Raw genomic sequence first — 26,708 nt, 5'->3', positions numbered from 1 at the left:
ATTTCGGTTTGACCCGTATGCAGTGTGATTTACCTCCGTTATTCCAGTAAAACTCCATAAAAAATTTCGCGTCTGGGAAGATATGACCGGGGCCTCCAGTCACTTCACCAGGGTAAAGTTCTCCCTTCGAGATCTCGTGCTGCACATTCAGGATGTAGCCTAGGCGCCCTTGGCCTTTTTCAGAAAAGTAGAAGTTCACCTGAGGTGCGGCGAAGTACCAAAAGAGGATGGGTGCGAGCAATAGAATGACCAAACCGCACCATGTATTCCTGGAATGGGGCTTATTTACAGATATGGTCACGAATACCATCACCCCAGCTTGTGCGTGGTAAACCCAAGACTTCATCCATCAGCATCTTCACTGTTATCCCGCCGTTCGGTTGAAGTCTGTAGAGTTTGATGCCAATGCTGATAGATACCCTGTCTCCGATGTCGTCCCACGCTCGCATCCCTTCGATGTCCGCCGACCGACGTGGCCCCGGTCTTTTATCCCATTTTTGTATTTTACGGATGGAATCTGAGGCAATTTGTTCGACTCCAGCTCCATCCAAAAGGAGACTTTCGGAAAGTCCTCCCGCCATCCCTACGTACCCATAGTGCACGTTTGACCATATGTCGTAGAAGTAGTCGAACATACCTTGTTTCTGCCAGGGGCCGCCAAACTGTAGCCCTATCGTGACCTTGTGATCCCAGGGTCTGTTCTGACCTACGCGCTCTGCCCAAAGAGCCATGGCCGTCACCCTGTTTCCTGACTCAATTGCTTTGAAGTTGGGTGGGGAAAGGCGTGCGTACCAAGGTAGTTTTCTGAACTTCTTTTGCTCACCATCAGCGTCAAAATTGTTGAGGTTCTTCATCTTCACTACGGACGGATGAGTAATATTGCGGTTCATTTCCCCGGCAATGTAGCTCGCTACCTCTTCCATCATGTCCGGGTCGTTGCAAACGACAGGTCGCGTTTTTATCTCAACTGTTTTTTGATCACTTTGTAGAGATTTTGTCGTCGATACTTGATCAGAATGCCTCGTCGGATGAGCAACACTTTGAGTGTGCTCGGAGCGGGTGGCGCGAGGCGAAGGTGCGGGAGCAATCAGCCGATTGGTACCTGGTGGGCAGCCGCAGTGAACTTCTGCACCGTCCAGTACAGTTGGAACGCCGTGCCATTTCATAGCGGGTAGGCTGTCAACGATAACGCCGGTTCTGCCGCATTTTTTACACGCAGTGGTCTTGTCCCCGAGTCGTAGCACAGCACGCCCTCCATGCGTTGCACAGGGCAAGCTACTGATACACATGGCTCCTGTCGTGGTCAGGTCGCCGTGCAATCCTTGTCCTAACCCGTTAGCTGTTCCTCGCCCCATGATTCAGTCCTTGTGTTGTTTGCAGGGACGAGCACGCTAGGCTTGGCGGCACGGGAGTTAAATCAGACGTTTCCTTGAATGATGTAGGTGGATTCTGCAATCAGGCAGGTGATAGGCGGCGGACGGCATCGGCGATGTCGGCGGGCTGTGCCAGAATAGGCCATCCATTTACTCCAGGAACGCCCATGGACGCTGTCAAACCTGCGCTTATCCGCGAAACCTTCCCCGTCGGTCCTTTGCAGTGCAACTGCACAATCATCGGCGATCCGGTGACGAAAAAGGCCATCGTTGTCGATCCGGGTGGCAATCATGAGCTGATCCTGGCGCGTCTCGATGCCCTGGGGCTGAAAGTGGTCAGTATCATCCATACCCATGCCCACCTCGATCATTTCCTCGCTTCCGGTCAACTCAAGGAGAAAACCGGCGCGACACTGCATCTGCACAAGGAAGACCAGTTTCTGTGGGACAACCTGGAAATGCAGTGCCAGATGTTCGGTGTGCCTTATACCCCGGTGCCGTCACCGGATCGCTGGCTGGCCGATGATGAAGAACTGGCCTGCGGCTGCGGTGTGGCGTTGCACACGCCGGGTCATACACCGGGCTCAATGAGCTTCTGGTTTTCCGAGGCCAGGCTGCTGATTGCCGGCGACACGCTGTTTCGTCGCGGAGTCGGGCGCACGGACTTGTGGGGTGGCGACCAGGCGACCATAGTGCGTTCGATCAAGCAGCGGCTGTACACCCTCGACGAAGAGGCGACGGTGGTAGCCGGGCATGGTCCTGACACTCGTCTGGGCGATGAAATGCGCGAAAACCCGTTTGTACGGGCATGATTTGTAACGAGCGGAATTTTTAATCCAGGAAGTGATCCAACGCCCGCAAAGGCTGATGCCTTGGTCCGTTGCACCACAGAATGCAAAAACGTAGGAGCTTTACATGTTCACCACGCGTCGTTTGATTATTGTCGCTACAGCTGTGGCCGTTTTGTCCGGTTGTGCCTCGCCTAACCCTTACGGCGGTCAGGGCCAGGCTCAGGGCCAGGCGGAAAGCGGCTCCGAAGGCATGAGCAAGACCGCGAAATACGGTGGCCTCGGCGCTCTGGCCGGTGCGCTGGCCGGTGCTGCCATCAACCACGATAACCGTGGCAAGGGTGCGCTGATCGGTGCTGCAGTGGTCGGTGCTTCCGCCGCCGGTTACGGCTACTACGCCGACCAGCAAGAGAAAAAGCTGCGCGCCAGCATGGCCAACACCGGTGTTGAAGTGCAGCGCCAGGGCGACCAGATCAAACTGATCATGCCGGGTAACATCACGTTCGCTACCGATTCGGCGAACATTGCTCCAGGTTTCTATCAACCGCTGAATAACCTGGCGGGCTCGCTGAAAGAGTTCAACCAGAACCAGATCGAAATCGTCGGCTATACCGACAGCACCGGTAGCCGCCAGCACAACATGGACCTGTCCCAGCGTCGTGCGCAAAGCGTGGCAACCTACCTGACCTCGCAAGGTGTCAGCGGGACCAACCTGAGCGCTCGCGGCGCAGGTCCCGATAGCCCGGTTGCCAGCAACGGCGACGTCAATGGCCGGGCGCAGAACCGCCGTGTAGAGGTCAACCTCAAGGCGATTCCGGGTCAGGAGTATGGTGCTCAGCAGCAGGGTACAGTTCAGCAGTATCCATAAGCGTCTGACTGAATCCCGGGTGTAAAAGAACCGTTCGGTCCTTATGGGGGGCGAACGGTTTTTTTGTGCTGTCAGTTCCGGCCTCTTCGCGGGCAAGCCCGCTCCCACAGGGTTCTGGGTCGATCACGGATACTGTGGGAGCGGGCTTGCCCGCGAAGGGGCCCTGACAAACACCGAAAATATTGGATCAGAAACAAAAAAGCCCCCGGACAATCATTTGTCCGGGGGCTTTTTATTGCGCAGGTCTGCTTACTTCTTCAGGCCGTAATGCTCATCGAGCATGCCCGGCGCGTTCGGGGCTTTCGGTGCGTAGTCGCGAGGCGGTTCCTGATTGCGTGGCGGCGTCAGGCGTTCCCGTGGAGCCTGCGCCGCATCGGCGTGAAGGGAGGCCAGCAGGCGTTGGCGAGTCTGTTCGTCCAGGGCCAGGCGGTTGGCGCCCTCGGCGAGATGGTCCTGCACTTCCTGATAGCTCGCAGTCAGTTTCTTGACCAGCGTTGCAGTGCTGTTGAAGTGAGTTACCACTTCGTTCTGATAACTGTCGAAACGTTCCTGAATGTCGTCCAGCTGACGTTGCGTGCTGCTAGGCGCGGCATTCGGCGCAAGGCGAGCGATCAGAAACCCAATGGCGACACCCACAACCAGGGCAAGAGTCGGTAACAACCAAACTAAGAGCGAGTGTTCCACGAGTCCTTCCTCTATAAACGGCTTTGCTTTACGTTAACGGCTCGAACCTGCGCTGTATACCGCGATTCACTCGCAATAGACAGCCACAGACAATTTGCTAGACGAGTCGACCCGATTCGAGGTCACGGAGTTCCTTCCTTGCTTATGCGCGAAACCCCTGTAGTGATTGATGGCCCGGTCGGCCAACTGGAAGCACTGTACCTGGACAATGAGCAACCGCGTGGCCTGGCGCTCATCTGCCATCCGAACCCGGTGCAAGGCGGCACCATGCTCAACAAGGTGGTCTCGACCCTGCAGCGCACCGCGCGCGACGCCGGACTGATCACCCTGCGCTTCAACTATCGTGGCGTCGGTGCCAGCGAAGGCTCCCACGACATGGGCACCGGTGAAGTCGATGATGCCCAGGCTGTCGCCGCATGGATTCGCGCCAGACACCCGGAATTGCCGCTGACCCTGTTCGGTTTTTCCTTCGGCGGTTTTGTTGCAGCAAGCCTTGGCGGGCGCCTCGAGGCCAAGGGCGAGCAGCTCAAGCATCTGTTCATGGTCGCGCCAGCGGTCATGCGCCTCGGTGATCAGGATCGGTTGCCGCAGCACGGCGAATTGACCTTGATCCAGCCGGAAACCGACGAAGTGATCGATCCACAAGTCGTTTACGAATGGTCCGACAAGCTCGAACGCCCCCATGAGCTGCTGAAAGTGGCAGAATGCGGACACTTTTTTCATGGCAAGCTGACCGATCTCAAGGATCTGATCCTGCCGCGTCTCTCGAATTGATTGCAGTCTGACAAGCGATTACCCATGACGACTCGTACCCGTATCCTCACCGGCATCACCACCACCGGCACGCCGCACCTGGGCAACTACGCTGGCGCCATCCGCCCGGCAATCCTTGCCAGCCGTGACAGCAATGCCGATTCGTTCTACTTCCTGGCCGACTACCACGCCCTGATCAAGTGCGATGACCCGCTGCGCATCCAGCGCTCGCGTCTGGAAATCGCCGCGACCTGGCTGGCCGGTGGCCTGGATGTCGATCGCGTGACCTTCTATCGCCAGTCCGACATCCCGGAAATCCCCGAGCTGACCTGGCTGCTGACCTGCGTCGCCGCCAAGGGCCTGCTCAATCGCGCCCACGCCTACAAGGCTTCGGTGGACAAGAACGTCGAGACCGGTGAAGACCCGGACGCGGGCATCACCATGGGCCTGTACAGCTACCCGGTGCTGATGGCCGCGGACATCCTGATGTTCAACGCGCACAAGGTGCCGGTCGGTCGTGACCAGATCCAGCACGTGGAAATGGCGCGGGACATCGGTCAGCGCTTCAACCACCTGTTTGGCCAGGGCAAGGAATTCTTCACCATGCCCGAGGCGCTGATCGAAGAGAGCGTCGCCACCTTGCCGGGCCTGGATGGCCGCAAGATGTCGAAGAGCTACGACAACACCATTCCGCTGTTCAGCAGCGCCAAAGAGATGAAGGACGCGATTTCGCGGATCGTCACCGACTCCCGCGCGCCGGGCGAAGCCAAGGATCCGGACAATTCGCACCTGTTCACCCTGTTCCAGGCATTCGCCACCCCGGCGCAGGCCGACGAGTTCCGCAGCGAGCTGTTGCAGGGCCTGGGTTGGGGCGAGGCGAAGAATCGTCTGTTCCAGCTGCTGGACGCCGAACTGGGCGAATCCCGCGAGCGCTACAACCAGCTGATCGAGCGTCCGGCGGATCTGGAAGACATCCTGCAACACGGCGCGAAAAAGGCCCGTGCGGTGGCGACGCCGTTCCTCCACGAACTGCGTGAAGCGGTGGGCCTGCGCTCCTTCGTTGCCCAGACTCAAGTGGCGGCGACTACCAAAAAGAAAGCCGTGAAGGCCGCACGTTTTGTCAGCTTCCGCGAAGACGACGGCAGTTTCCGCTTCCGTCTGCTGGCGGCCGATGGCGAACAGCTGCTGCTGTCGCGCAACTTCGCCGATGGTAAAACCGCCGGTCAGGTGACCAAGCAACTGCAAGCGGGCCAGGCATTGGACGTGCGCAGTGACGAACTGTGCTTCAGCCTCTGGCTGGAAGGCGAGTGTGTTGCCGACAGCCCGGCCTTCGCCGACAGCGCCGCACGCGACGCGGCCATTGAAGCCTTGCGCATTGCCCTGACGCCGGTTCAGGAATAAACAACGGTTCGGCCTGACCAAGGGCCGATTGCCATTCCTGCGGGCCGTCGCTACAGTGTCGGCCCGTTTTTGTTGCCTTGCTAACGAATTATGACGCCCCTAGAACGATATCAAGCTGATCTGAAACGCCCGGAATTCTTCCATGATGCCGCGCAGGAAACCGCCGTGCGTCATTTGCAGCGCCTGTACGACGACTTGGTCGCGGCCGAGCAAAACAAGCCGGGCCTGCTGGGCAAGTTGTTTGGCAAGAAGGATCAGGCCCCGGTCAAGGGTTTGTACTTCTGGGGTGGCGTAGGTCGCGGCAAGACTTACCTGGTGGACACCTTCTTCGAAGCGCTGCCCTTCAAGGAAAAGTCCCGTACGCACTTCCACCGTTTCATGAAGCGCGTGCACGAAGAGATGAAAACCCTGGGCGGCGAGAAAAACCCGCTGACCATCATCGCCAAGCGTTTCGCCACCGAAGCCCGGGTAATCTGCTTCGATGAGTTCTTCGTCTCCGACATCACCGACGCCATGATCCTGGGCACCCTGATGGAAGAGCTGTTCAAGAACGGCGTGACCCTGGTCGCGACTTCGAACATCGTGCCGGACGGCCTGTACAAGGATGGCCTGCAACGCGCGCGCTTCCTGCCGGCCATTGCGCTGATCAAGCAGAACACCGAGATCGTCAACGTCGACAGCGGCGTCGACTATCGTCTGCGTCACCTCGAGCAAGCCGAGCTGTTCCACTATCCACTCGACGAAGCCGCCAACGAAAGCCTGCGCAAGAGCTTCCGTGCGCTGACACCGGAATGCACGGCAGCGGTCGAAAATGACGTGCTGATGATCGAAAACCGTGAAATTCGTGCCCTGCGCACCTGCGATGACGTGGCCTGGTTCAACTTCCGTGAACTGTGCGACGGCCCGCGCAGCCAGAACGACTACATCGAGCTGGGCAAGATCTTCCACGCCGTGCTGCTCAGCGATGTCGAGCAGATGAGCGTCACCACCGACGACATCGCCCGCCGCTTCATCAACATGGTCGACGAGTTCTACGACCGTAACGTGAAGCTGATCATTTCTGCCGAAGTCGAGCTCAAGGATCTGTACACCGGTGGTCGCCTGAACTTTGAATTCCAGCGGACCCTCAGCCGACTGCTGGAAATGCAGTCCCACGAATTCCTGTCCCGGGCGCATAAGCCGTAGGACGATTCGGAAAATGAAAAAGGGCCTGCAAATGCAGGCCCTTTTTTTGTACGCGGAAGAACCCCATGGGTTCATCACAATACCCTGTGGGAGCGGGCTTGCTCGCGAAGACGTCGTGTCAGTTGATGCTCTTTTTGCTGACACTCCGCTTTCGCGAGCAAGCCCGCTCCCACAAGCTCGTACATTGTCTTGAAGTCAAATGTCTTCGTTGAGATACCGCGCAAGCTCGTGCTGCCGTTGGCAACCGAGCAACAGCCAAAGCAGAATCCGGGCTTTTCGCGGACAGAGAAAACCCGCCATCGATGCACCCTTGCGGATCAAGTCCATCTCACCGCCACCAAAACCGTAAGAGGCAAGTGCAGTGGAGCCGGAACCGGTTCGGGTCGCAATGATCACGGGGATTCGTTTGGCAATATGCTCAATCATTGTCGCCCAGCGCTGCGAGATGTGGCCGGCGCCAAAACCGCCGATCACCAGTCCGTCGTAATCGAGTGCGAGAATATTCTCCAGTAGCAGGGTGTCGGCCGAAAGTGAGGCCTCAAGCAGCGCAACCTTCTGCGTGGTCTGTTGCGGCAACGGCAACACCGTGCGCGGCCCCGGCGGGCGCAGGTAGCGAACACGGTCTTCCAGCAGCAGGCCCGCGGGTCCCACGACCGGAGAGGAAAACGCCTGCAATGCCAGCGAATCGGTTTTGCGTACGCTGCACGCTTGATGAATCTGTCCGTTCATCACGACCTGGACACCGCGTTGCCGGCTGTTCTGCGCCAGGGCAACGCGACATGCATCCAGCAGATTGGCCGGTCCATCGGCACCTGGCTGTGCTGCGGAACGCATGGCACCGGTCAGCACCAAGGGGGTGCCGTAGGGCCACAGATAATCCAGAAACACCGCGGCTTCTTCGAGGGTGTCAGTGCCCTGGGTTATCACGACCCCAACGGCGCCCTGTTTGACCTGAAACTCAGCCCAGGACAATACGTTCAGCAAAAACCCGAAATCCAGGGACGCACTGGGCAGCAGGCCGAGGGTCTCGACAGTGACTTCGGCCAGCGTCGTCAGTTCCGGTATGGAAGTCAGCAGGGCTTCGCCGCTGACGGTCGGGATGACACCTTCACCGGCATTGCTCGCTTGCATGCTTACCGTGCCGCCAAGTGCCGCGATGGACAGTTTGGGCAGGTCCATGGGTTACCTCGCTTGTTTGTAATGAAAAGTGGCTGTATCCGCTTTTGAGGCCGCGATACAGCCGAATGGCTGGGACATCAATCAGCGATCAGAAAGCCGATCAGCGGCACGATCAGCAGTGTGCTGATGGCCATCGACAATACATTGGCGATGTAGGCGTGCATGTCGGCCGGTAATTTCCTGGCAATCACACAGGCCAGCGGTGGTGCGAGCAATGCCCCCAGCAGTGCACTTGAGGCGATAATCTGCCAGCTGCCGCCATAGGCCAGGATCGCCGCGGGCACCACTGAAACCAGCGGGATGTAAGTGGGATACCAGCCGCGCAACATCCATTGTCGACGCCAGATCAGCACGCCGATGGCCGAGGCCAATGCCTGCGCGCCGATGATGTGCAGCAACAGGCCCGATCCGTACGCGGGGCTTGAAGGGTTCAAGCTGTACGCCAGCAATGCCCCCAGTATCAGGCCAAGGCTGGCCAGTTCATTGCCGAAGAACGGTGCTTCGGAAAAGTCCGCCAGAATCCTGCGCAGGCTCCAGATGACGCCATAGTCGGGGGCCTTGGCGGGGGCGATCGGGGTGGGTGGTGTTTCCGACGACCTGAATTTCACCAGGTTCGGCCAATAGCGGCAGAACAGAAACGCCAGGACGCTGGCAACCGCCATGCCCAGCACATTGCCGATCACCGCAGGCAAGGCCAGCGGTTGGCACACGTAGTTGACGATCAGCAGGCACATCGGTGTGACGAGTACGGCGCCCATGAGTGCGCCGTTGATCGTGATTTTCCAGCCTGCGCCAAACATCAGCACCATCGCCGCTGGCAGCGAGACGAACGCTACGAATGTGGGTTGCCAGGTTGTGGCTGTCACCGTCCAGCCCCACAGCAGATTGCTCAGCAGCAGCCCGAGCAACGAACTGGTGACCAGCCAGGGCCAAAGTCCGGTTCCATAGGAGATGGCAAACCCTTGCCAGGATTTCCCCGTTCGATTCGCCCAGTAAGCCAGATAAGCGCCCGCCAGCAGGCCGATCGAGGCGAACTCGTGCTTGTAGAAAGCCACCTCGCTGATGTCACCTAACACCCAGCGCAACCAGGCACTCGGTTCGGGTAGCAGCGATACCATGTCACCGTACCCGGGCCAATGCGCTCCCCAGAAAGTCCGGTTGCTGAAAGAAAGCCAGACGATCAGCAGTGTCGCGCCGATCATTAGCAGGACGACGGCTGTATCAATCGGCGATTTGCGCGACGGTTGGTTTTTGTCGGTTGTAACTTCCATGCGATAGGCCTCCTGATCAGCGTGGGAGGCAAGGGTGTTGGGTGTAACCGAGCATCTGATCGTAAAGATCGGCCCGGCGATCACGATGCAGGTCGTTCAGGTTGTTCCAGATGGGCGCGCTGCGGGAGTTGGTCAGGTCGACATCGGCAAACAGGATTTTCTGTTTGTCTGCGGAAGCCACGGCACCAATCGGCCAGCCGTTGGTTCCGGCAATCAACGAGCAACCCAGGTAGCGCGCGCCGCGCTCCTCGCCGATCCGGCTGGCGGCAGCGATAAATACGTTGTTGACGTGAGCGGCCGTCATCGTCAGATACGACGCCATGCACTTACCGGCATCGTCGAACAGCGGCGGCGGTGTCCAGACCCAGTTGTTCAGGCTGCAAATGATGTCCGCGCCTTGCTGGGCGAGGATCCGAGGCACCTCCGGGAACCAGATGTCCCAGCAGATCAACAGCCCGATGCGGCCGATGGGTGTGTCGAAAACCGGGAAACCCAGGTCGCCGGGGGTGAACCAGAGCTTCTCCATATTCCACAGATGGGCTTTGCGATACTTGCCGATAAAACCGTCTGGTCCCACCAGAACGCCGGTGTTGAAGAGTCGCATGCCGTCGCGTTCGGCCAGGCCGGCCACGAGGTAAACGTTGTGCTCGCGGGCGAAGTCGATCCAGCGCTGCACGCTTGGCCCGTCGGGAACCGCTTCTGCATGGGCGAAGGCATCCTGCCGATTGCTGAAGAAATAGCCGGTATTGGAAAGCTCGGGCAGAACGATGAGATTCGCACCGCCGTTTACCGCTTCAAGCGCCAATTCCAGGCTGCACCGCAGATTACCTACACATTTCTCGATGCCGACTTGTGGATCGAATTGCACGACTGCTACACGAACAGGGCTTGTTGGCTCGGTCATTCCGGCGTTCCTCTTTTAATTGTTTTTCAAGGTGTTAAATGGCGTGTTTATAAGAGGGGAATCAGGAATGGGGCGTAAGTCAGCTACTTCCGTTTAGGTCGTAGTCCTTGTCCGAAAATGGATCAACGTGATGTTTGATTGCAGTGGGTAGCAGGCGCGAGAGGTAGAGCCATGTATTGCGAGCATGGCTCTGGAGCGGGGATGTGATCAGGTTTTGAGTTGGTAGTGCGGGTAGTCGCTCAAGGAAAATCCGCCATTGAAGTTCGCGGCGGTTTTGTTGCAGATATGGATCACTGCATCGACAGCACCGCGAAAACATGGCTCCGTCCAACCGGCGTCGACGGAAAATGACTCGCCGGACAAATACAAGCCTGAGACATGCGCGAAGTCCCGGTTGTACTTCATCAGGCCGACGGCATCGTAGTAGGTGCCCGGTCGGTAAAGCTTGGCACAGCCCAGAGCATTTTTATCAGTGATCCAGCGCTGAACCACCGCTTGATCAATGCCTATGTAGGGAGAAATTTTCTCCTGGATGTTGGCAGAGTTCATGAGTATGCGATCCAGCTCTTCGGCGCATTTTGATACCAACTCCTTATCGCTGAATGAGGCGAGCTTGGTTGCGTCATCTTCCCAGGTATAACTCAGCAGGATGCAGTCATAGCTGTAGTTGTTGTTGTAGCGGTAGGTATAGACATCGTGGATAAAACTGTCGGTTACGATGGCTTGCGGGATGTTTTTGTTTTTCGAGAGAAATGATTTTTTCAGCGGTGCAAACACTTTGCAGCTGGTTTCCCAGTGTGCGGTCTTGTAGGCGTTGATCGTTTCGAAAGGCAGCATCTCCCGAGTGAAATTTTCGAGCTTGAGTCGAGTTTCAATCAGCCAGGAAGGTAGTGTCATGATGACCGAGTCGAAGTCGTCAAATTGCTCCCGGATTTGCTCGGGGTGACGTGTTTCCAGTTGTAATGGACGCGTATTTTTTGATTGGTCAGCTTTTCCAGTTTTGTGACGGATGAGTCGGTGAGAAGCCCATTGCTTCTTTCGAGGCTATGTTCGTAGATGGACTTTCCGGTTTCGTCGGTTTTCACAAACAACAGGCATTCGTCCAACGCGGCGAGGCCGATGTAGCGGGGGCTGTCGAAACGCTGCCCCATTGAGTCAAAAACGGCTTCGCTATTCAGGTAGGGCGAATCCAGTGGATCGCCGTTTGAGTCCACTCGACCATGGATCAGTTGCAATTGGCTGCTGAAACCGAAAATCGCGGTACGCAGAGGGTAGAGGCAGCAGACGTCATAAAAAGCTCCCCAACTACCGTCACCTATACCTATCGCGTAAAAAATTGCGGACTCTTGCGCAGACATTCCCATTCCGCCGAAATCCCCGGGTGAGCGGTCATCCCAAGCTTCCAGTGCCGGCATGCTGACCAGGTCTCGGAACGAGACGCTCTCGTATTTTTCGACGATAGAAGCCCATACAGCTTCCCATTCCTGGCTCGCGTAGAGCTCGGCAACGTGGCGGGTCATGCGATCGGCAAAGGCTTTCCACTTGGAATAAACCTTTTGCAATTCAGCGCCGGGAGGCGGTGTGACGCCGTCTTCGTTTTTCCATATCAACATTTGCGGTGCTGATCCGCCGCCCATGCTGCCCTCCCGGAGATAGATGCCTGTCGAGCTGACCCATTGGCTACCGGGGTTGGCGAAGTCTGAAAACGCCAATTCAAATTGATTGGTGTAGTAAGCCATCAGCGACCGACCTTCTGTCGGTGGCTCATCCGCCCGGTTGAAGAAGGGCATGCGCATGGCGCCCATTTCAAACGGTGTATGGCTTGCTGCCGAGTTTCGGCTACCGGGAACGGTCAGATGCCTGCCGCCGATGCGTGTGGATTGTTCGATGAGAGTGATATGGGTAAAGCCGCAGCGATAGAGTTCTCTGGCGGCAGTCAGGCCCGTGACACCGGCGCCGATGATGCAGATTTTATGTTGCGGGTCAGTTGCCCTGGCGATGCCGTTTTCCTGTTCTACCAGTGCACGATAGTCAAAGCACAAGTCCGGCGGATTGGGAAAGCGAGCCGCCCATTTGTTTTTAGCCGAGCGCTTTGTTCGGGCGGCTTCCTTGGCGATGTATGAAGGGTAGTTGTAGCTTGATCCGATAGTCATTGATGATCTTCCCTGATGGTGTTTACAGGGAAAATATTGAGTTTTTTAAGGGGCTGCGTCTGTGAGCAGGGTTGGGTGCTCTAGCGCTCTGTATTCCGCTTTTTGCGTAGGAAAATGCACAGCTAAAGAACTGCGTGGCCGGCGCAAGATTCAATGTGGAAGCGAGCAGGCTCGCTTCCACATTCGGTTTGTGTCCGGCTAAGCAGCCTGCTGAAATTGCTGCCGATACTGGTTCGGTGACAATTCCGTGTGCTGTCGGAACAGCCGGGCGAAGAAGCTCGCGTCGTCGTAACCGACTTCGTAACTGATGGTCTTGATGCTCTTGCGGCTGCCGGACAGCAAGCCCTTGGCGGTTTCGATGCGCAGGCGTTGCAGGTAATGCAGCGGCTTGTCGCCGGTGGCGGTCTGGAAGCGGCGCATGAAGTTGCGGATGCTCATGCCGTGTTCGCGGGCGACGTCTTCGAAGCGGAACTTGTCGGCGAAGTGTTCTTCGAGCCAGTGCTGGATCTGCAGGATGATCACGTCCTGGTGCAGCTTCTGGCCGCCAAAACCGATGCGTCCAGGCGAATAGCTGCGCTGCACCTCATACAGAATGTCCCGCGCTACGGCCTGGGACACGTTGGCACCGCAGAAGCGCTCGATCAGGTAGATGTACAAATCGCACGCCGAGGTGGTGCCGCCGGCACAGTACAGGTTGTCGGCGTCGGTCAGGTGCTTGTCCTGATTGAGTTGGACCTGGGGGAAACGTTCGGCGAAGGCATTGAAGAAGCGCCAGTAGGTGGTCGCTTCCTTGCCATTGAGTAGCCCGGCTTCGGCCAGCCAGAAAACACCGGTGGCCTCGCCGCACAGCACGGCACCGCGTGCATGTTGCTGGCGTAGCCAGGGCAGGACTTGCGGGTAACGTTTGCAGAGACTGTCGAAATCGTCCCAGAACGCGGGAAGAACGATGATGTCGGCGTTTTCCAGTCCGCCATCCACCGGAATCATCACATCGCTGAAGGTGTTGACCGGTTTGCCATCGGGGCTGACCAGACGGGTTTCGAACGCCGGTGTCAGGCCCTGGCCCAGCTGTTTGCCGTAGCGCAGGCTGGCGAGATGGAAGAAATCCTTGGCTTGCATGAGGGTGGAAGCGAAAACCCGGTCGATGGCCAGGATGCTGACGCGCCGCAGGGGCGTGGAGGCTTGCTTAGACATAATTCAACTTTATTTTTATAGGGGGAAGTGGTCACCAGACGGCTGGATCGTCTTATTTTTTGTCGGATGTGTCCAGTGTCCTGTATCGGAAGCGAGGCATAGTCTCTGAAGGTCAACTCCTTCTAAAAACAAAGAAAAGGTGCCGCATGATCCCCAGAACCTTGTTCAGTCCCGAGCACGAGCTTTTCCGCGACAGCGTGCGAACGTTTCTCGAAAAGGAGGCGGTGCCGTTCCATGCGCAATGGGAAAAACAAGGCTATATCGACCGACAGCTGTGGAACAAGGCAGGGGAGGCGGGGATGCTTTGCTCGCACCTGCCGGAAGAGTACGGCGGTCTGGGGGCGGACTTTCTCTACAGTGCGGTGGTGATCGAAGAAGTGGGGCGACTTGGCCTGACCGGCATCGGCTTTTCCCTGCACTCGGACATCGTGGCGCCGTACATCCTGCATTACGGCAGTGAAGCACTGAAGCATAAGTACCTGCCGAAACTGGTGTCCGGCGAGATGGTTACCGCGATTGCCATGACCGAGCCGGGCGCCGGTTCCGATCTGCAGGGCGTGAAAACCACGGCCGTGCTCGATGGCGATGAGTACGTGATCAATGGCTCCAAGACCTTCATCACCAACGGATACCTGGCCGATCTGGTGATCGTCGTCGCCAAGACCGATCCGAAGGCCGGCGCGAAGGGCACCAGTCTGTTTCTGGTGGAAGCCGACACGCCGGGCTTCGACAAGGGCAAGCGCCTGGAAAAGGTCGGGATGAAAGCCCAGGACACCTCGGAGCTGTTCTTCCAGGACGTGCGAGTGCCCAAGGAAAACCTGCTGGGCCAGGCCGGGATGGGTTTTGCCTACCTGATGCAGGAGTTGCCCCAGGAGCGCCTCACCGTGGCCGTTGGCGGGCTGGCATCAGCTGAAGCGGCGCTGCAATGGACGCTGGACTACACCCGCGAGCGCAAGGCGTTCGGCAAGTCGATCGCGGATTTCCAGAATACCCGGTTCAAACTGGCGGAGATGGCCACGGAAATCCAGATTGGCCGCGTCTTCGTCGACCGCTGCCTGGAACTGCACCTGCAAGGCAAGCTCGACGTGCCGACGGCGGCGATGGCCAAGTACTGGGGCACCGACCTGCAATGCAAGGTGCTCGACGAGTGTGTGCAATTGCACGGTGGTTACGGGTTCATGTGGGAATACCCGATCGCACGGGCATGGGCGGATGCGCGGGTGCAGCGGATCTATGCCGGGACTAACGAGATCATGAAGGAGATTATTGCCAGATCATTGTAGGAGCGAGCTTGCTCGCGATGGTCGTCAACGATAACGTTGAAAACCTGACACCCAACGGTGTGCTCAGGTTTTTCGCGAGCAAGCTCGCTCCTGCAAGTGGGGGTTATGGCGCAGGATTCGGATGATCCTTGTGAATCGCCTCGATCCCTTCCAGTACTTCCTCCGACAGTTTCAGATCGAAACTGGCAATGTTGCTCTCCAGTTGTTCCATGGTCGTGGCGCCAATGATGTTGCTGGTCACGAACGGCTGCTGCGTCACGAACGCCAGGGCCATTTGCGCCGGGTCCAGACCGTGCTCGCGGGCCAATGCCACGTAACGGCTGCAGCCGCTTCCGACTGCGGGTTGAAATAGCGGCTGAAGCGGCTGTAGAGGCTCAGGCGACCTTTTGGCGGGCGGGCGCCACCTTCGTACTTGCCTGACAGGAAACCGAACGCCAGTGGCGAATAGGCGAGCAGGCCGCATTGCTCGCGGATGGCGATTTCCGCCAGGCCGACTTCAAAGCTGCGGTTGAGCAGGTTGTACGGGTTCTGGATCGACACGGCGCGCGGCCAGCCTCGGGCTTCGGCCAGGGCGAGAAAACGCATGGTGCCCCATGGCGTCTCGTTGGACAGGCCGATGTGGCGGATCTTGCCGGCGCGGACCTGCTCGTCCAGCGCTTCGAGGGTGTCCTCCAGCGGGGTCAGGTTGGCTTCGATCTTGTGCTTGTAGCCGAGTTGGCCGAAGAAGTTGGTGCTGCGCTCCGGCCAGTGCAACTGGTAAAGGTCGATGTAGTCGGTCTGCAGGCGCTTGAGGCTGGCATCCACCGCTTCGGTGATGTGCTGTCGATTGTGTCGCAGGTTTTTATCGCGGATGTAGTCGATGGTGTTGCCGGGGCCGGCGATCTTGCTGGCCAGGATCCAGTCGGCGCGGTCGCCGCGGCTCTTGAAGTAATTGCCGATATAGCGTTCGGTGGTGGCGTAGGTTTCGGCCTTGGGTGGCACCGGGTACATTTCGGCGGTGTCGATGAAGTTGATCCCGGCAGCCTTGGCCCGCTCAATCTGGGCGAAGGCGTCTGCCTCGCTGTTTTGCTCGCCCCAGGTCATGGTTCCGAGGCAGATGGCACTCACGTTCAGGTTCGTTCGGCCTAGCTGGCGATAATCCATCGGGTGCTCCTTGGGCAAAACAATCATAAAAGCAGGTTGAATTATTTTTCGCAATCTGCATAATTGCGCACCTCTTTCTGCAGTGGAAGTGATGCGCCGCCGCCGAAGAATCTTGCCGTTGAACGGACGCGCCGACCCGAGCCCCCGAAAGCGTCTGTATCCGGCTGCCTTTGACTTGTCAAAGTACGCACTATTCAGTAAGATCCGCCGTCTAATTTACAGGGCGGCCCCTGAGGCTATAAAGAATGAAAACTTTTACTGCTAAACCGGAAACAGTAAAGCGCGACTGGTTTGTCGTCGACGCTGCTGGTCAGACCCTGGGTCGTCTGGCCACCGAAATCGCGAGCCGTCTGCGTGGCAAGCACAAGCCTGAGTACACTCCTCACGTTGACACCGGCGACTACATCGTCGTAATCAACGCCGAGCAGATCCGTGTTACCGGTGCTAAAACCACTGACAAAATGTACTACTCCCACTCCGGTTTCCCGGGCGGCATCAAGTCGATCAACTTTGAAAAGCTGATCGCCAAGGCCCCTGAGCGCGTGATCGAGACCGCGGTCAAAGGCATGCTGCCTAAGAACCCGCTGGGTCGCGACATGTACCGTAAGCTGAAAGTCTATGCGGGCGCTGCACACCCTCATACTGCTCAGCAGCCCCAAGAACTGAAGATTTAACGGAATAGTTCATTATGTCGGCGACTCAAAATTACGGCACTGGCCGTCGCAAGACCGCAACCGCACGCGTTTTCCTGCGTCCGGGTACTGGTAACATCTCCATCAACAATCGTTCGCTGGATAATTTCTTCGGCCGCGAAACTGCCCGCATGGTAGTTCGTCAGCCGCTGGAATTGACTGAGACTGTCGAGAAGTTCGACATCTACGTCACCGTGATCGGCGGTGGTGTAAGTGGTCAGGCTGGCGCAATCCGCCACGGCATCACTCGCGCTCTGATGGACTACGACGAGACTCTGCGCAGCGCCCTGCGTAAAGCCGGCTTCGTAACCCGCGATGCTCGTGAAGTTGAACGTAAGAAAGTCGGTCTGCGTAAAGCGCGTAAGCGTCCGCAGTACTCGAAGCGTTAATTCGCTTTCACGTTCAAAAAAGAACGCCCAGTATCCTCACGGAGCTGGGCGTTTTTTTATGTCTGCGATTTATCAAAGAATTGCGCTGTGACAACTTGCCACATCCGTAGGCGCCCTATACTACAAGGCTTGGGGGTGATGGGCTCCGGTAATTACCTTGTCAGGATTGGGGCTTTTCATTACCATTCGGCAAAATTTTTATAAGTACATAGATTTACTTAGTAGATGCCTGATTTAACAGGCCACAAAGCTGATGGGAGAGGACTGAATGAGCAATGACGGCGTGAATGCAGGCCGGCGTCGCTTCTTGGTAGCAGCCACATCCGTGGTGGGTGCTGCAGGAGCGGTGGGGGCTGCGGTCCCGTTCGTGGGGTCATGGTTTCCCAGTGCCAAGGCGAAAGCCGCAGGTGCACCGGTGAAAGTGAATGTCAGCAAAGTCGAGCCAGGCCAGCAGATGATTGCTGAGTGGCGCGGTCAGCCGGTGTTCATTGTCCGCCGTACACCGGAAATCCTGGGGAATCTGAAGAAGATCGAGGGCCAGCTCGTTGATCCGACCTCCAAGAACTCGACACAACCGACTTACGTTGATCCGGAAACCCGTTCGATCAAGCCTGAGGTTCTGCTGCTGATTGGTATCTGCACGCACCTGGGTTGCTCGCCGACCTTCCGTCCTGAAGTGGCACCTGCGGATCTGGGTAAAGACTGGGTGGGCGGTTATTTCTGCCCTTGCCACGGTTCCCACTACGATCTGGCTGGTCGCGTCTACAAGTCGCAACCTGCGCCTTTGAACCTGCCAGTTCCCCCGCATTCCTATGAGACCGATGAGATCATTATCATTGGCGTCGATACGGAGAAAGCGTGATGAGCAAGTTCATGGATTGGGTTGACGCACGCTTTCCCGCAACCAAGATGTGGGAAGACCATCTCAGCAAGTATTACGCTCCGAAGAACTTCAACTTCTTCTACTTCTTTGGCTCCCTGGCACTGCTCGTGCTGGTCAACCAGATCGTTACCGGTGTCTGGCTGACCATGAGCTACAACCCGTCGGCGGAGGAGGCGTTTGCTTCCGTCGAATACATCATGCGCGATGTCGAGTACGGCTCGATCCTGCGTCTGCTGCACTCCACCGGCGCTTCGGCGTTCTTCATCGTGGTCTATCTGCACATGTTCCGTGGCCTGCTCTACGGTTCGTACCAGAAGCCGCGTGAACTGGTGTGGGTTTTCGGCATGCTGATCTACCTGGCATTGATGGCCGAAGCCTTCATGGGCTACCTGCTGCCGTGGGGCCAGATGTCTTACTGGGGTGCCCAGGTGATCATCTCGCTGTTCGGTGCGATCCCGGTCATCGGCAACGACCTGACCCAGTGGATTCGTGGTGACTACCTGATTTCCGGCATTACCCTGAACCGCTTCTTCGCCTTGCACGTGGTTGCCCTGCCGATCGTTATCCTGGGTCTGGTGGTGCTGCACATCCTGGCGTTGCACGAAGTGGGTTCGAACAACCCGGACGGTGTGGACATCAAGAAGCACAAGGACGAAAACGGCATACCGCTGGACGGCATTGCCTTCCACCCGTACTACACCGTGAAAGATATCGTCGGTGTGGTGGTGTTCCTGTTCATCTTCTGCTCGATCGTCTTCTTCTTCCCGGAAATGGGCGGCTACTTCCTCGAAAAGCCGAACTTTGAAGTGGCGAACGCCTTCAAGACCCCAGAGCACATCGCTCCGGTCTGGTACTTCACCCCGTTCTACGCCATCTTGCGTGCGATTCCGGACAAGCTCCTGGGTGTGATCGCCATGGGTGCTGCCATTGCCGTGCTGTTCGTCCTGCCATGGCTGGACCGTAGCCCGGTCAAGTCGATGCGCTACAAGGGCTGGCTGAGCAAGATCTGGCTCTGGGTGTTCTGCATCGCGTTCGTGATCCTGGGCGTGCTGGGCGTATTGGCCCCAACCCCTGAGCGTACGCTGCTGTCGCAGGTGTGTACCTTCCTGTACTTCGCCTACTTCATTCTGATGCCGTTCTACACCAGGCTCGAGAAGACCAAACCGGTTCCGGAAAGGGTGACTGGCTGATGAAAAAACTATTTGCTGTATTGATGCTTGCCGCGCTGCCAGTGTTCGCTTTCGCAGCTGAACACGGTGGCCCCGAGCTGGAAAAAGTCGACATCGACGTTTCCGATAAAGCAGCCATGCAAGACGGCGCGCGTACGTTCGCCAACTACTGCATGGGTTGCCACAGTGCCAAGTTTCAGCGCTACGAGCGTGTTGCCGACGACCTGGGCATTCCCCATGAGTTGATGATGGAGAAGCTGATGTTCACCGGAGCCAAGATCGGCGACCACATGAGCATCGGCATGCAGCCGGCGGACGCCAAGACCTGGTTTGGCGCGGCGCCACCGGACCTGACCCTGGTTGCCCGTGTTCGCGGTACTGACTGGCTGTACGGTTACCTGAGGTCGTTCTACGAAGATCCGGCGCGCCCATGGGGTGTGAACAACAAGGTCTTCCCGAACGTGGGTATGCCTAACGTCCTGGCCGGCCTGCAAGGTCGCCAGGTGGTTGGTTGCAAACAGGTTCAGATCGTCGAAGACGGCAAGAAGCAATATGATCCTCTGACCGGTACGGCGCTGACCCATGAAGCGTGCGATCAGTTGACCATCGTGCCGAAAAGCGGTGCCCTGACTGCAGAGCAGTTCGATGAGAAGGTCAAGAATCTGGTAACCTTCCTGGCTTACTCGGCTAACCCGGTTAAGCTGCAACATCAGCGCATCGGTACGTATGTATTGCTGTACCTGGCGTTCTTCTTTGTATTCGCTTACCTGCTCAAGCGCGAATACTGGAAAGACGTGCACTGATAAAGCTTCAAGCTATTGCTGTTAATCGCGCGCGCCCAAGGGCGCCTCTGAGGATGTAGCGAAACTGGTTATCCAGTCGTTACGGGAGGCGCCCTCTGGGCGCGCTCGTTTTTCCGCGTTCGATTATTTCTACAAGCGAGGAGGATCGCCATGGGCGTGACCAATCGGTTGGCCTGTTACTCCGACCCCGCCGACCACTATTCCCACCGAGTGCGCATCGTACTGGCAGAGAAGGGTGTCAGCGCCGAGATCATTTACGTGGAAGCTGGACGCCAGCCACCTAAACTGATTGAAGTGAACCCTTACGGTAGCTTGCCCACCCTGGTCGATCGCGACCTGGCGTTGTGGGAGTCGACTGTGGTGATGGAATATCTGGATGAGCGTTACCCGCACCCGCCGCTACTGCCGGTTTATCCCGTGGCGCGTGCCAACAGTCGCCTGCTGATGCACCGCATTCAGCGTGACTGGTGTGGCCTGGTGGATCTGATTCTGGATTCGCGGACCAAGGAGGCGGCCCGTGCCGTGGCCCGCAAAGAGTTGCGCGAAAGCCTGACGGGTGTGTCGCCGCTGTTCGCCGACAAACCGTTTTTCCTCAGTGAGGAACAAAGTCTGGTGGATTGCTGCCTACTGCCAATACTCTGGCGATTGCCGATTCTGGGTATAGAACTGCCGCGGCCAGCCAAGCCGCTGCTTGATTATATGGAGCGCCAGTTTGCGCGTGAGGCTTTCCAGGCGAGTCTGTCTGGTGTCGAACGCGACATGCGCTAAGGCTTAAGGAGCCGCTATGAACTCCAGTCGACCTTATCTGGTCCGCGCGCTCTATGAGTGGATTGTGGACAACGATTGCACCCCGCACATGCTGGTCAATTCCGAGTACCCGTCGGTACAGGTTCCACAGGGGTTTGCCAGTGACGGGCAGATCGTCCTGAACGTATCGCCACAAGCCGTGCGTCACTTGCACATGGATAACGAGGCGGTCAGCTTCGAGGGGCGCTTTGGTGGCGTGCCGCACACCCTGTACGTGCCAATCGCTTCGATCCTGGGAATCTACGCCCGGGAGAATGGCCAGGGCATGGTGTTTGATCTGGAATCGCCGATGGGCGAGGACGAAGAGATCGAACCGGATGACGATCTTCCACCACCGGACAGCGAGCCGCCGCGTCCAAGCGGTCGGCCCAGTCTGAAAGTGGTCAAGTAATAAAAAAGGCGATCCGCAAGGATCGCCTTTTTTATTACGTTGTAGGAGCGAGCCTGCTCGCGATGGACGTGAACTATGACGCGTGCAGTCTGAATGAACGCATTCGCCAAACGTCCATCGCGAGCAAGCTCGCTCCTACAGGTTGTAGATCAGTCGATGTACTCGAACAGCTTCACAATCTTCTGCACACCGGAAACCCCTTGCACCAGGTTGGTCGCCTGCGCGGCTTCCTGCTTGGTCAGCAGGCCCAGCATGTAGACGATGCCGTTTTCAGTGACGACCTTGATGCGCGAGCCGGGGATGTTCGCATCGGCGAGCATCTGGGTCTTGATCTTGGTGGTCAGCCAGGTGTCGTTCTGGCGTGCCAGCAACGAGGAGGGTGGCAGGATTTGCAGTTCGTTGTGCACCTGCTTCACACGCTGGACCGCGGCAGCGGCCTGTTCAGCCTTGGCCTTGAGGTCTGCGCGTGGCGTTTGCCCGGCAAGCAGCACGACACCGTTGAAGCTGGTGACGACGATGTGCGAATCCCTGTCCAGGGCCGGATCGGCCTTGGCGACGTTCACGCCAACCTTGGTGTCGATCAGGGAGTCGTCGATCTTGCTGCCCAGTGTGCGAGTACCGCGGTCATCTTCAATCGGTGCTTCACGGCTGGCCGTCACGACCGAGGTGCAGCCACTGATACCGAGGCACAGGGTCAAGGCCAACAGGCCAAGGCGATTAGGGGTCATTCTTCACTCCCGAACAATTGGCTGTCGATCAAATCGCAAAGGCAATGGATCGCCAGCAGGTGGACTTCTTGAATACGAGCGGTGACGTTGGCCGGTACGCGAATCTCGACGTCCTCGGGCAACAGCAGCGACGCCATGCCGCCGCCATCACGACCCGTTAATGCTACGACAATCATTTCGCGATCATGTGCGGCCTGGATCGCCTGAATTATGTTGGCCGAGTTGCCGCTGGTGGAGATAGCCAGCAACACATCGCCCGGTTGGCCGAGTGCGCGGATCTGCTTGGAGAAGATTTCGTTGTAGCTGTAGTCGTTGGCGATCGAGGTGATCGTCGAGCTGTCGGTCGTCAGGGCGATGGCCGGCAGGCTCGGGCGTTCGCGCTCAAAGCGATTGAGCAACTCGGACGAGAAGTGCTGGGCATCGCCGGCAGAGCCGCCGTTGCCACAGGAAAGCATTTTGCCTTCGTTGAGCAGGGCGTTGACCATGACCTGGCTGGCTTGCTCGATGTGCGGTGCAAGTACTTCCATCGCCTGTTGCTTGGTGTCGATACTGGCCTGAAAAAGCTGGCGAATTCGGGATTGCATGTCCATCTGTGTGACCTTAAGTAGCGCGGCTGTTCGGCACGTGAATGTGCAGCCCGCAAAGCAAAGAGCAAAAGTGTTGGGTGATAGTGTCCGGTTCGCAATGCCGGCGATCAGCCGTCGAAGGCATTCTGTAGCCAGTTCAACTGATCGAGATTGCTGTCGATGGCAATCACGTCGAAGCGGCAAGGGGAATTGGCCCAGCGCGACTCGCACTGAAGAAAATACTGCGCGGCGAAAATCAGTTTTTGCCGTTTGCGCCCATCGATGCTATCGAGCGCGCCACCCCATTGAGTGTTTTTTCTGTAGCGGACTTCAACGAATACTACTGTATCGCCATCTAGCATGACCAGATCAAGCTCGCCGCGTTTACACAACCAGTTCTGCGCCAGCAGGCGCAGACCCTGTTGTTGAAGATGCTCGAGCGCATGGCGCTCGGCATCCCTACCGCTTTGCCAGCGTGACCTGTCAGGCATCAGCGAGCGGTGTCCGGCAGGCGCTGGACCTGGCCATTGGCGAACTGGGCCCATGGCAGCTGGCGTACGACACGCTGGCTCTGAGTCATGCCAAGGCTGCCCGATTCACCGTCGATTCGGCTGTCCGGCAGAGACTTGAGCTGGCCCAGGCGCGGTGCCAGTCGATAGGCGTCCACGCCCATGGCATACAGACGCCCCAGGCTGCCGGCGGCTTGTGGCCACTGGGCGGTGACCTGACGACGCAACGGGTCGTTGGCGTCCAGCAACCATGGCGTCTCGCAGAAGCGGATGCCATTCATGTCGTTGTACTGGTTGACGTCACCGCTGGCACTGAACACGTGGGAGGTGGCGTAGACCGGAACATCGCCTGCGTACTGGAAGTTCAGGGTCGGTTTGATCTGCTGGGCCTGTTGCGGTGTTGCGGCCAGGAAGATGAACTCGATGTCCTGGCGGCGTGATGGCTGGGCCGCTACTTGCGAGCCAACAGTGCTTTGCAGGCTCTTGGCGCGACCTTCGCTCTGACGCAGCTGGAACATGTCGGCAATCTGCTGGGCCAACTGGACCGGTTGATCGACGCGTTCGGTGACGACGATGGTGCCGCCATTGGCTTGCCAATCCTGGCTGAACGCCTTGAGCACGCGGTCGCCCCATTCGCCTTTCGGCACCATGATGGCTGCGCGATGCAGGCCGTCGGCGCGAGCGCGGCGCGACACTTCGCGGGCTTCGTCTTCAGCGGCCAGACCGAACTGGAACAGCTGTGCCGGGCCTTGATCGCCTTCGCTGTAGTTCAGCGCCAGCGTGGTGATCGGCAATTGCGGGCGGGTGCTCAGTTGTTTGACCAGCGGCTTCTCCAGCGGCCCGATTACCAGTTGCACGCCATCGGCCTGGGCCTTGCGGTAGAACTCGTCCATGGAAGTTAGGTGCGAGCTGTCATAAAACTCGATGGCGGGTGGCTTTTGCCCGGCCTGTTGTGCCTGGTAGTGAGCAGCCATGAAACCGTCGCGCAGCGCTTTGCCAACCGAGGCCAGCTGGCCGTCCTGAGGCAGCAGCAGGGCGATCTTGTTCAGGGGCTGGCTGGCCAGCTCCTTGAGTTGGGTCAGTGGCTGCGGCAATTGAATGGCGGCCGGGTGTTTCGGATTCTTCGCACGCCAGTTATCGATGGCGGCCTGCTGCTGCTCCAGGGTGCCGGCGGATTTCACGGCCAGCGCAAGGGCCATCCAGCCGCCGAGATCGTCGGTGGTGTTCGGCTGCAACTGATCGGTCGGCAGCGAAGCGATCAGGGTCCAGATGGCTTCGTGGTTTTTGCTCGCGGCTTCACCTTTGAGCATCGGGGCAATGAAGATGCGCTCACGGGCAGCGGCGAGGGTCTGGCCATCGGCTTCAAGGGCACGGGCGTGAACGGTGCCGGTGCGCACTTGTTGCTCTACGGGCAGTTCGCTCAAGCGCTGCAGGCTCGGATGGCTCAAGGCAGTAAGCGCTGCCTTGGGCTGGTTGCGGGTCATGGCCAGTTCAGCCGCCAGGGTGCTGGCGAAAATCTGTTGGCCCGGCTTGAGCTGCTCGATCGGAACCTGTTGCAGGATTTGCGCGGACTGGCCGGCATTGCCCTGGTGATAGGCCAGGTCGGCAGCGCTCAGGCGCAGCAGGGCGGCATCTTCCGGTGATTTGCTTTGGGCGGCCTTCGCAAGCAGTTGCTCGATACTGGCGTCCGGTGTCCGTGGAAGTTCGCCAAGGCTGGAGGAGGGCGAGCTGGCGCAAGCCGCCAGCAAGGCAGCGAGGCAGAGGGCAGATAACAGCCGCAGGCAAGCGATCATGTAAGCGTTCCTGATACTCGATCAAATTAGCGTGGAATTGTACCCAAGCACTGGCCGGGGCGCGATGTTAGTGGCGTGAATCGATCAATTTAGCTGGTGTAAATGTTGCGTCAGTGCACAAACGGTCGGCGATACCGCGTTTGCTTGCGCGTATCGTGAGTCTCGCTACGCGCTACAATGGCGACTTTTACCGATCATGAGGTGTGCGCTTTGACTGCTCCAGGTGCTTTGAATTCCGCTGCTGGCTCGCTTTATGTGGTGGCGACGCCCATCGGCAACCTGGATGACATCAGTGCGCGGGCGCTGAAGATTCTGCGTGAAGTGGCCTTGATCGCCGCGGAAGACACCCGTCATTCCCAGCGCTTGATGCAACACTTCGGCATTTCGACGCCATTGGCAGCCTGTCATGAGCATAACGAGAGGGATGAAGGTAGTCGCTTTATCACTCGTCTGCTTGCCGGCGACAACGTGGCGTTGATCTCCGACGCCGGCACGCCGCTGATTTCCGATCCGGGTTATCACCTGGTGCGGCAGGCCCGGGCAGCGGGTATCGATGTGGTGCCGGTCCCGGGTGCCTGCGCGTTGATTGCAGCATTGTCGGCGGCAGGGTTGCCTTCCGACCGATTCATTTTCGAAGGTTTCCTGCCAGCCAAGGCTGTGGGGCGGCGAGCGCGTCTGGAGCAGGTAAAGGAAGAGCCCCGCACCTTGATCTTCTATGAGGCCCCGCATCGCATTCTGGAATGCCTGCAAGACATGGAGCTGGTGTTCGGCCCCGAGCGCCCGGCGCTGCTTGCCCGTGAGTTGACCAAGACGTTTGAAACGCTCAAGGGGCTGCCGCTGGCTGAGCTGCGCGAGTTCGTCGAGTCGGACAGCAATCAGCAGCGCGGCGAGTGCGTGGTGTTGGTGGCGGGCTGGTCTGCCCCCGAGGAGGAGGGCGCCGTCAGCAGTGAGGCGATGCGCATCCTCAACCTGTTGCTCGAAGAAATGCCGCTCAAGCGGGCGGCGGCTTTGGCAGCGCAAATCACCGGCGAGCGAAAGAATGTGCTGTACCAGATTGCCCTGGATAAACAGAAAGGCGAGTAAAACCCGATGCGCAGGCGTGCTCAAGGGCGCTTAGCGCTTGTTCTTCGGGCGCTCTGCCGGTAACCTTTGCGGCGGAGAGTCGATCGGACAGTCGCTGCCCCCTATGAAAATTAGGGGGGGGAGGAAAGTCCGGGCTCCATAGGGCGAAGTGCCAGGTAATGCCTGGGAGGCGTGAGCCTACGGAAAGTGCCACAGAAAATAACCGCCTAAGCGCTTCGGCGCCGGTAAGGGTGAAAAGGTGCGGTAAGAGCGCACCGCACGTCTGGTAACAGTTCGTGGCTAGGTAAACCCCACTTGGAGCAAGACCAAATAGGGTCCCAAGGCGTGGCCCGCGCTGGGACCGGGTAGGTTGCTAAAGATGTCCAGTGATGGCCATCGTAGACGAATGACTGTTCAAGACAGAACCCGGCTTACAGATCGACTCTCCACCTTTTTTCTCCTCTGCTTGAATTGTTGAGCAGGGCGTTGGTGGGAGCAATGAGCCCATAATTGGGGTGGTCGCATAAACTCCACGTAGTAGCCATTTCCCTCCTTGCACAATCGTCAGCAGAACCACTTTTGTAATACCGAAAAAATCTTACTCTTAATAAATTACTTTAACTTCCGAATGCAGCCTCCTGCGCTGATTCAAGTTATCGGGCAGTTTCATGTGCCGGATTCTCGTTGCCCCTCCTTTAATGCTCCTAAATCTCAGTTCTGTAAGGGTTTTCCTTTGA

The 26,708-nt window shown here is 58.0% G+C and carries 24 protein-coding genes, 1 other RNA gene and 2 pseudogenes; 15 read left to right on the top strand and 12 right to left on the bottom strand.

All coding sequences use genetic code 11. The features are described from left to right. Positions 1–281 precede the first annotated feature (281 nt). Positions 282–1,355, bottom strand: a complete 1,074-nt coding sequence (locus AC06G5_RS25370) for a polymorphic toxin type 44 domain-containing protein (protein ID WP_413427779.1) — start codon at positions 1,353–1,355, stop codon at positions 282–284. Between the two features lie 185 nt (positions 1,356–1,540). Between AC06G5_RS25370 and AC06G5_RS25365 the strand changes: the two genes are divergently transcribed. Both AC06G5_RS25365 and AC06G5_RS25360 read left to right on the top strand, forming a co-directional pair. Beyond that, positions 1,541–2,185 (top strand): MBL fold metallo-hydrolase, encoded by a 645-nt coding sequence (locus AC06G5_RS25365; RefSeq protein ID WP_413427778.1) that lies wholly within the window; start codon positions 1,541–1,543, stop codon positions 2,183–2,185. 103 nt (positions 2,186–2,288) lie between these two features. Continuing rightward, positions 2,289–3,029: a YiaD family glycine zipper/OmpA-like lipoprotein gene (locus AC06G5_RS25360; RefSeq protein WP_413427777.1), complete on the top strand. Its 741-nt coding sequence runs from the start codon at positions 2,289–2,291 to the stop codon at positions 3,027–3,029. A gap of 249 nt (positions 3,030–3,278) precedes the next feature. Here AC06G5_RS25360 and AC06G5_RS25355 read toward each other — a convergent pair whose 3' ends face one another. Next, on the bottom strand, positions 3,279–3,713 hold the full coding sequence (locus tag AC06G5_RS25355; RefSeq protein WP_008016678.1) for a Z-ring associated ZapG family protein: 435 nt from the start codon (positions 3,711–3,713) through the stop codon (positions 3,279–3,281). Between the two features lie 144 nt (positions 3,714–3,857). Between AC06G5_RS25355 and AC06G5_RS25350 the strand changes: the two genes are divergently transcribed. The 3 genes from AC06G5_RS25350 (at position 3,858) to zapE (ending at position 7,052) form a co-directional block, all read left to right on the top strand. Continuing rightward, positions 3,858–4,487: an alpha/beta hydrolase gene (locus AC06G5_RS25350; RefSeq protein WP_413427776.1), complete on the top strand. Its 630-nt coding sequence runs from the start codon at positions 3,858–3,860 to the stop codon at positions 4,485–4,487. A gap of 24 nt (positions 4,488–4,511) precedes the next feature. Then, positions 4,512–5,867: a tryptophan--tRNA ligase gene (locus AC06G5_RS25345; protein WP_413427775.1), complete on the top strand. Its 1,356-nt coding sequence runs from the start codon at positions 4,512–4,514 to the stop codon at positions 5,865–5,867. 90 nt (positions 5,868–5,957) lie between these two features. Beyond that, a complete protein-coding gene (gene zapE, locus AC06G5_RS25340) occupies positions 5,958–7,052 on the top strand; it encodes a cell division protein ZapE (protein WP_413427774.1) in 1,095 nt (364 codons plus the stop codon). Between the two features lie 195 nt (positions 7,053–7,247). Here the strand turns inward: zapE and AC06G5_RS25335 are convergent, their stop codons facing one another. The 5 genes and pseudogenes from AC06G5_RS25335 to AC06G5_RS25315 form a co-directional block, all read right to left on the bottom strand. Further along, positions 7,248–8,231 (bottom strand): asparaginase, encoded by a 984-nt coding sequence (locus tag AC06G5_RS25335; protein ID WP_413427773.1) that lies wholly within the window; start codon positions 8,229–8,231, stop codon positions 7,248–7,250. Positions 8,232–8,308: 77 nt separating this feature from the next. Then, complete coding sequence (locus AC06G5_RS25330) at positions 8,309–9,502, bottom strand: hypothetical protein (protein WP_480458540.1); 1,194 nt, start codon at positions 9,500–9,502, stop codon at positions 8,309–8,311. Between the two features lie 16 nt (positions 9,503–9,518). Further along, positions 9,519–10,406, bottom strand: a complete 888-nt coding sequence (locus AC06G5_RS25325; RefSeq protein WP_480458539.1) for a nitrilase family protein — start codon at positions 10,404–10,406, stop codon at positions 9,519–9,521. A 207-nt stretch (positions 10,407–10,613) separates the two neighbouring features. Beyond that, positions 10,614–12,559, bottom strand: a pseudogene (locus tag AC06G5_RS25320) (flavin monoamine oxidase family protein). 198 nt (positions 12,560–12,757) lie between these two features. After that, positions 12,758–13,678, bottom strand: coding sequence for a GlxA family transcriptional regulator (locus AC06G5_RS25315; RefSeq protein ID WP_178120848.1), 921 nt, complete (start codon positions 13,676–13,678; stop codon positions 12,758–12,760). 221 nt (positions 13,679–13,899) lie between these two features. On the opposite strand from AC06G5_RS25315, the gene AC06G5_RS25310 reads away from it, so the two are divergent. After that, on the top strand, positions 13,900–15,036 hold the full coding sequence (locus AC06G5_RS25310) for an acyl-CoA dehydrogenase family protein (RefSeq protein ID WP_413427719.1): 1,137 nt from the start codon (positions 13,900–13,902) through the stop codon (positions 15,034–15,036). 103 nt (positions 15,037–15,139) lie between these two features. Here the strand turns inward: AC06G5_RS25310 and AC06G5_RS25305 are convergent. After that, positions 15,140–16,179: pseudogene (locus AC06G5_RS25305) on the bottom strand (NADP(H)-dependent aldo-keto reductase). Positions 16,180–16,424: 245 nt separating this feature from the next. Between AC06G5_RS25305 and rplM the strand changes: the two are divergent. The 7 genes from rplM (at position 16,425) to AC06G5_RS25270 (ending at position 21,313) form a co-directional block, all read left to right on the top strand. Continuing rightward, positions 16,425–16,853: a 50S ribosomal protein L13 gene (gene rplM / locus AC06G5_RS25300; protein ID WP_003228062.1), complete on the top strand. Its 429-nt coding sequence runs from the start codon at positions 16,425–16,427 to the stop codon at positions 16,851–16,853. Positions 16,854–16,867: 14 nt separating this feature from the next. Continuing rightward, positions 16,868–17,260 (top strand): 30S ribosomal protein S9, encoded by a 393-nt coding sequence (gene rpsI / locus AC06G5_RS25295; RefSeq protein ID WP_003228056.1) that lies wholly within the window; start codon positions 16,868–16,870, stop codon positions 17,258–17,260. 268 nt (positions 17,261–17,528) lie between these two features. Further along, a complete protein-coding gene (gene petA, locus AC06G5_RS25290; protein ID WP_008016685.1) occupies positions 17,529–18,122 on the top strand; it encodes a ubiquinol-cytochrome c reductase iron-sulfur subunit in 594 nt (197 codons plus the stop codon). Then, the gene (locus AC06G5_RS25285) at positions 18,122–19,333 is read left to right on the top strand and encodes a cytochrome b (RefSeq protein ID WP_008016686.1); all 1,212 of its coding nucleotides are present in this window, start codon (positions 18,122–18,124) and stop codon (positions 19,331–19,333) included. Before petA ends, AC06G5_RS25285 begins: the two co-directional genes overlap by 1 nt. Continuing rightward, entirely contained in the window at positions 19,333–20,115 is a 783-nt protein-coding gene (locus AC06G5_RS25280; RefSeq protein WP_413427718.1) for a cytochrome c1, read from the top strand. Before AC06G5_RS25285 ends, AC06G5_RS25280 begins: the two co-directional genes overlap by 1 nt. A gap of 150 nt (positions 20,116–20,265) precedes the next feature. Then, positions 20,266–20,883 carry a glutathione S-transferase N-terminal domain-containing protein gene (locus AC06G5_RS25275; RefSeq protein ID WP_007989864.1) on the top strand — a complete coding sequence of 206 codons (618 nt, stop codon included), beginning with the start codon at positions 20,266–20,268 and terminating at the stop codon, positions 20,881–20,883. A 16-nt stretch (positions 20,884–20,899) separates the two neighbouring features. Continuing rightward, positions 20,900–21,313 (top strand): ClpXP protease specificity-enhancing factor, encoded by a 414-nt coding sequence (locus AC06G5_RS25270; RefSeq protein WP_085715923.1) that lies wholly within the window; start codon positions 20,900–20,902, stop codon positions 21,311–21,313. A 149-nt stretch (positions 21,314–21,462) separates the two neighbouring features. Here AC06G5_RS25270 and AC06G5_RS25265 read toward each other — a convergent pair whose 3' ends face one another. From AC06G5_RS25265 to AC06G5_RS25250, 4 genes are all read right to left on the bottom strand, one after another. Next, positions 21,463–22,041 carry a BON domain-containing protein gene (locus AC06G5_RS25265; RefSeq protein ID WP_413427717.1) on the bottom strand — a complete coding sequence of 193 codons (579 nt, stop codon included), beginning with the start codon at positions 22,039–22,041 and terminating at the stop codon, positions 21,463–21,465. Beyond that, positions 22,038–22,631 carry a phosphoheptose isomerase gene (locus tag AC06G5_RS25260; RefSeq protein WP_007972584.1) on the bottom strand — a complete coding sequence of 198 codons (594 nt, stop codon included), beginning with the start codon at positions 22,629–22,631 and terminating at the stop codon, positions 22,038–22,040. The genes AC06G5_RS25265 and AC06G5_RS25260 overlap by 4 nt, the downstream gene beginning before the upstream one ends. A gap of 104 nt (positions 22,632–22,735) precedes the next feature. Continuing rightward, the gene (locus tag AC06G5_RS25255) at positions 22,736–23,098 is read right to left on the bottom strand and encodes a YraN family protein (RefSeq protein ID WP_413427716.1); all 363 of its coding nucleotides are present in this window, start codon (positions 23,096–23,098) and stop codon (positions 22,736–22,738) included. Continuing rightward, the gene (locus AC06G5_RS25250; protein WP_413427715.1) at positions 23,098–24,909 is read right to left on the bottom strand and encodes a penicillin-binding protein activator; all 1,812 of its coding nucleotides are present in this window, start codon (positions 24,907–24,909) and stop codon (positions 23,098–23,100) included. The genes AC06G5_RS25255 and AC06G5_RS25250 overlap by 1 nt, the downstream gene beginning before the upstream one ends. A 177-nt stretch (positions 24,910–25,086) precedes the next feature. On the opposite strand from AC06G5_RS25250, the gene rsmI reads away from it, so the two are divergent. Both rsmI and rnpB read left to right on the top strand, forming a co-directional pair. After that, positions 25,087–25,992: a 16S rRNA (cytidine(1402)-2'-O)-methyltransferase gene (gene rsmI / locus AC06G5_RS25245; protein WP_413427714.1), complete on the top strand. Its 906-nt coding sequence runs from the start codon at positions 25,087–25,089 to the stop codon at positions 25,990–25,992. Between the two features lie 75 nt (positions 25,993–26,067). Beyond that, positions 26,068–26,421, top strand: an RNA gene (gene rnpB, locus AC06G5_RS25240) — RNase P RNA component class A. Positions 26,422–26,708 lie beyond the last annotated feature (287 nt).

Source organism: Pseudomonas sp. WT-JTC, from assembly GCF_056711565.1.
Note: the sequence above shows the minus strand (reverse complement) of the source record. Positions and strands in the feature narration are given on the sequence as shown.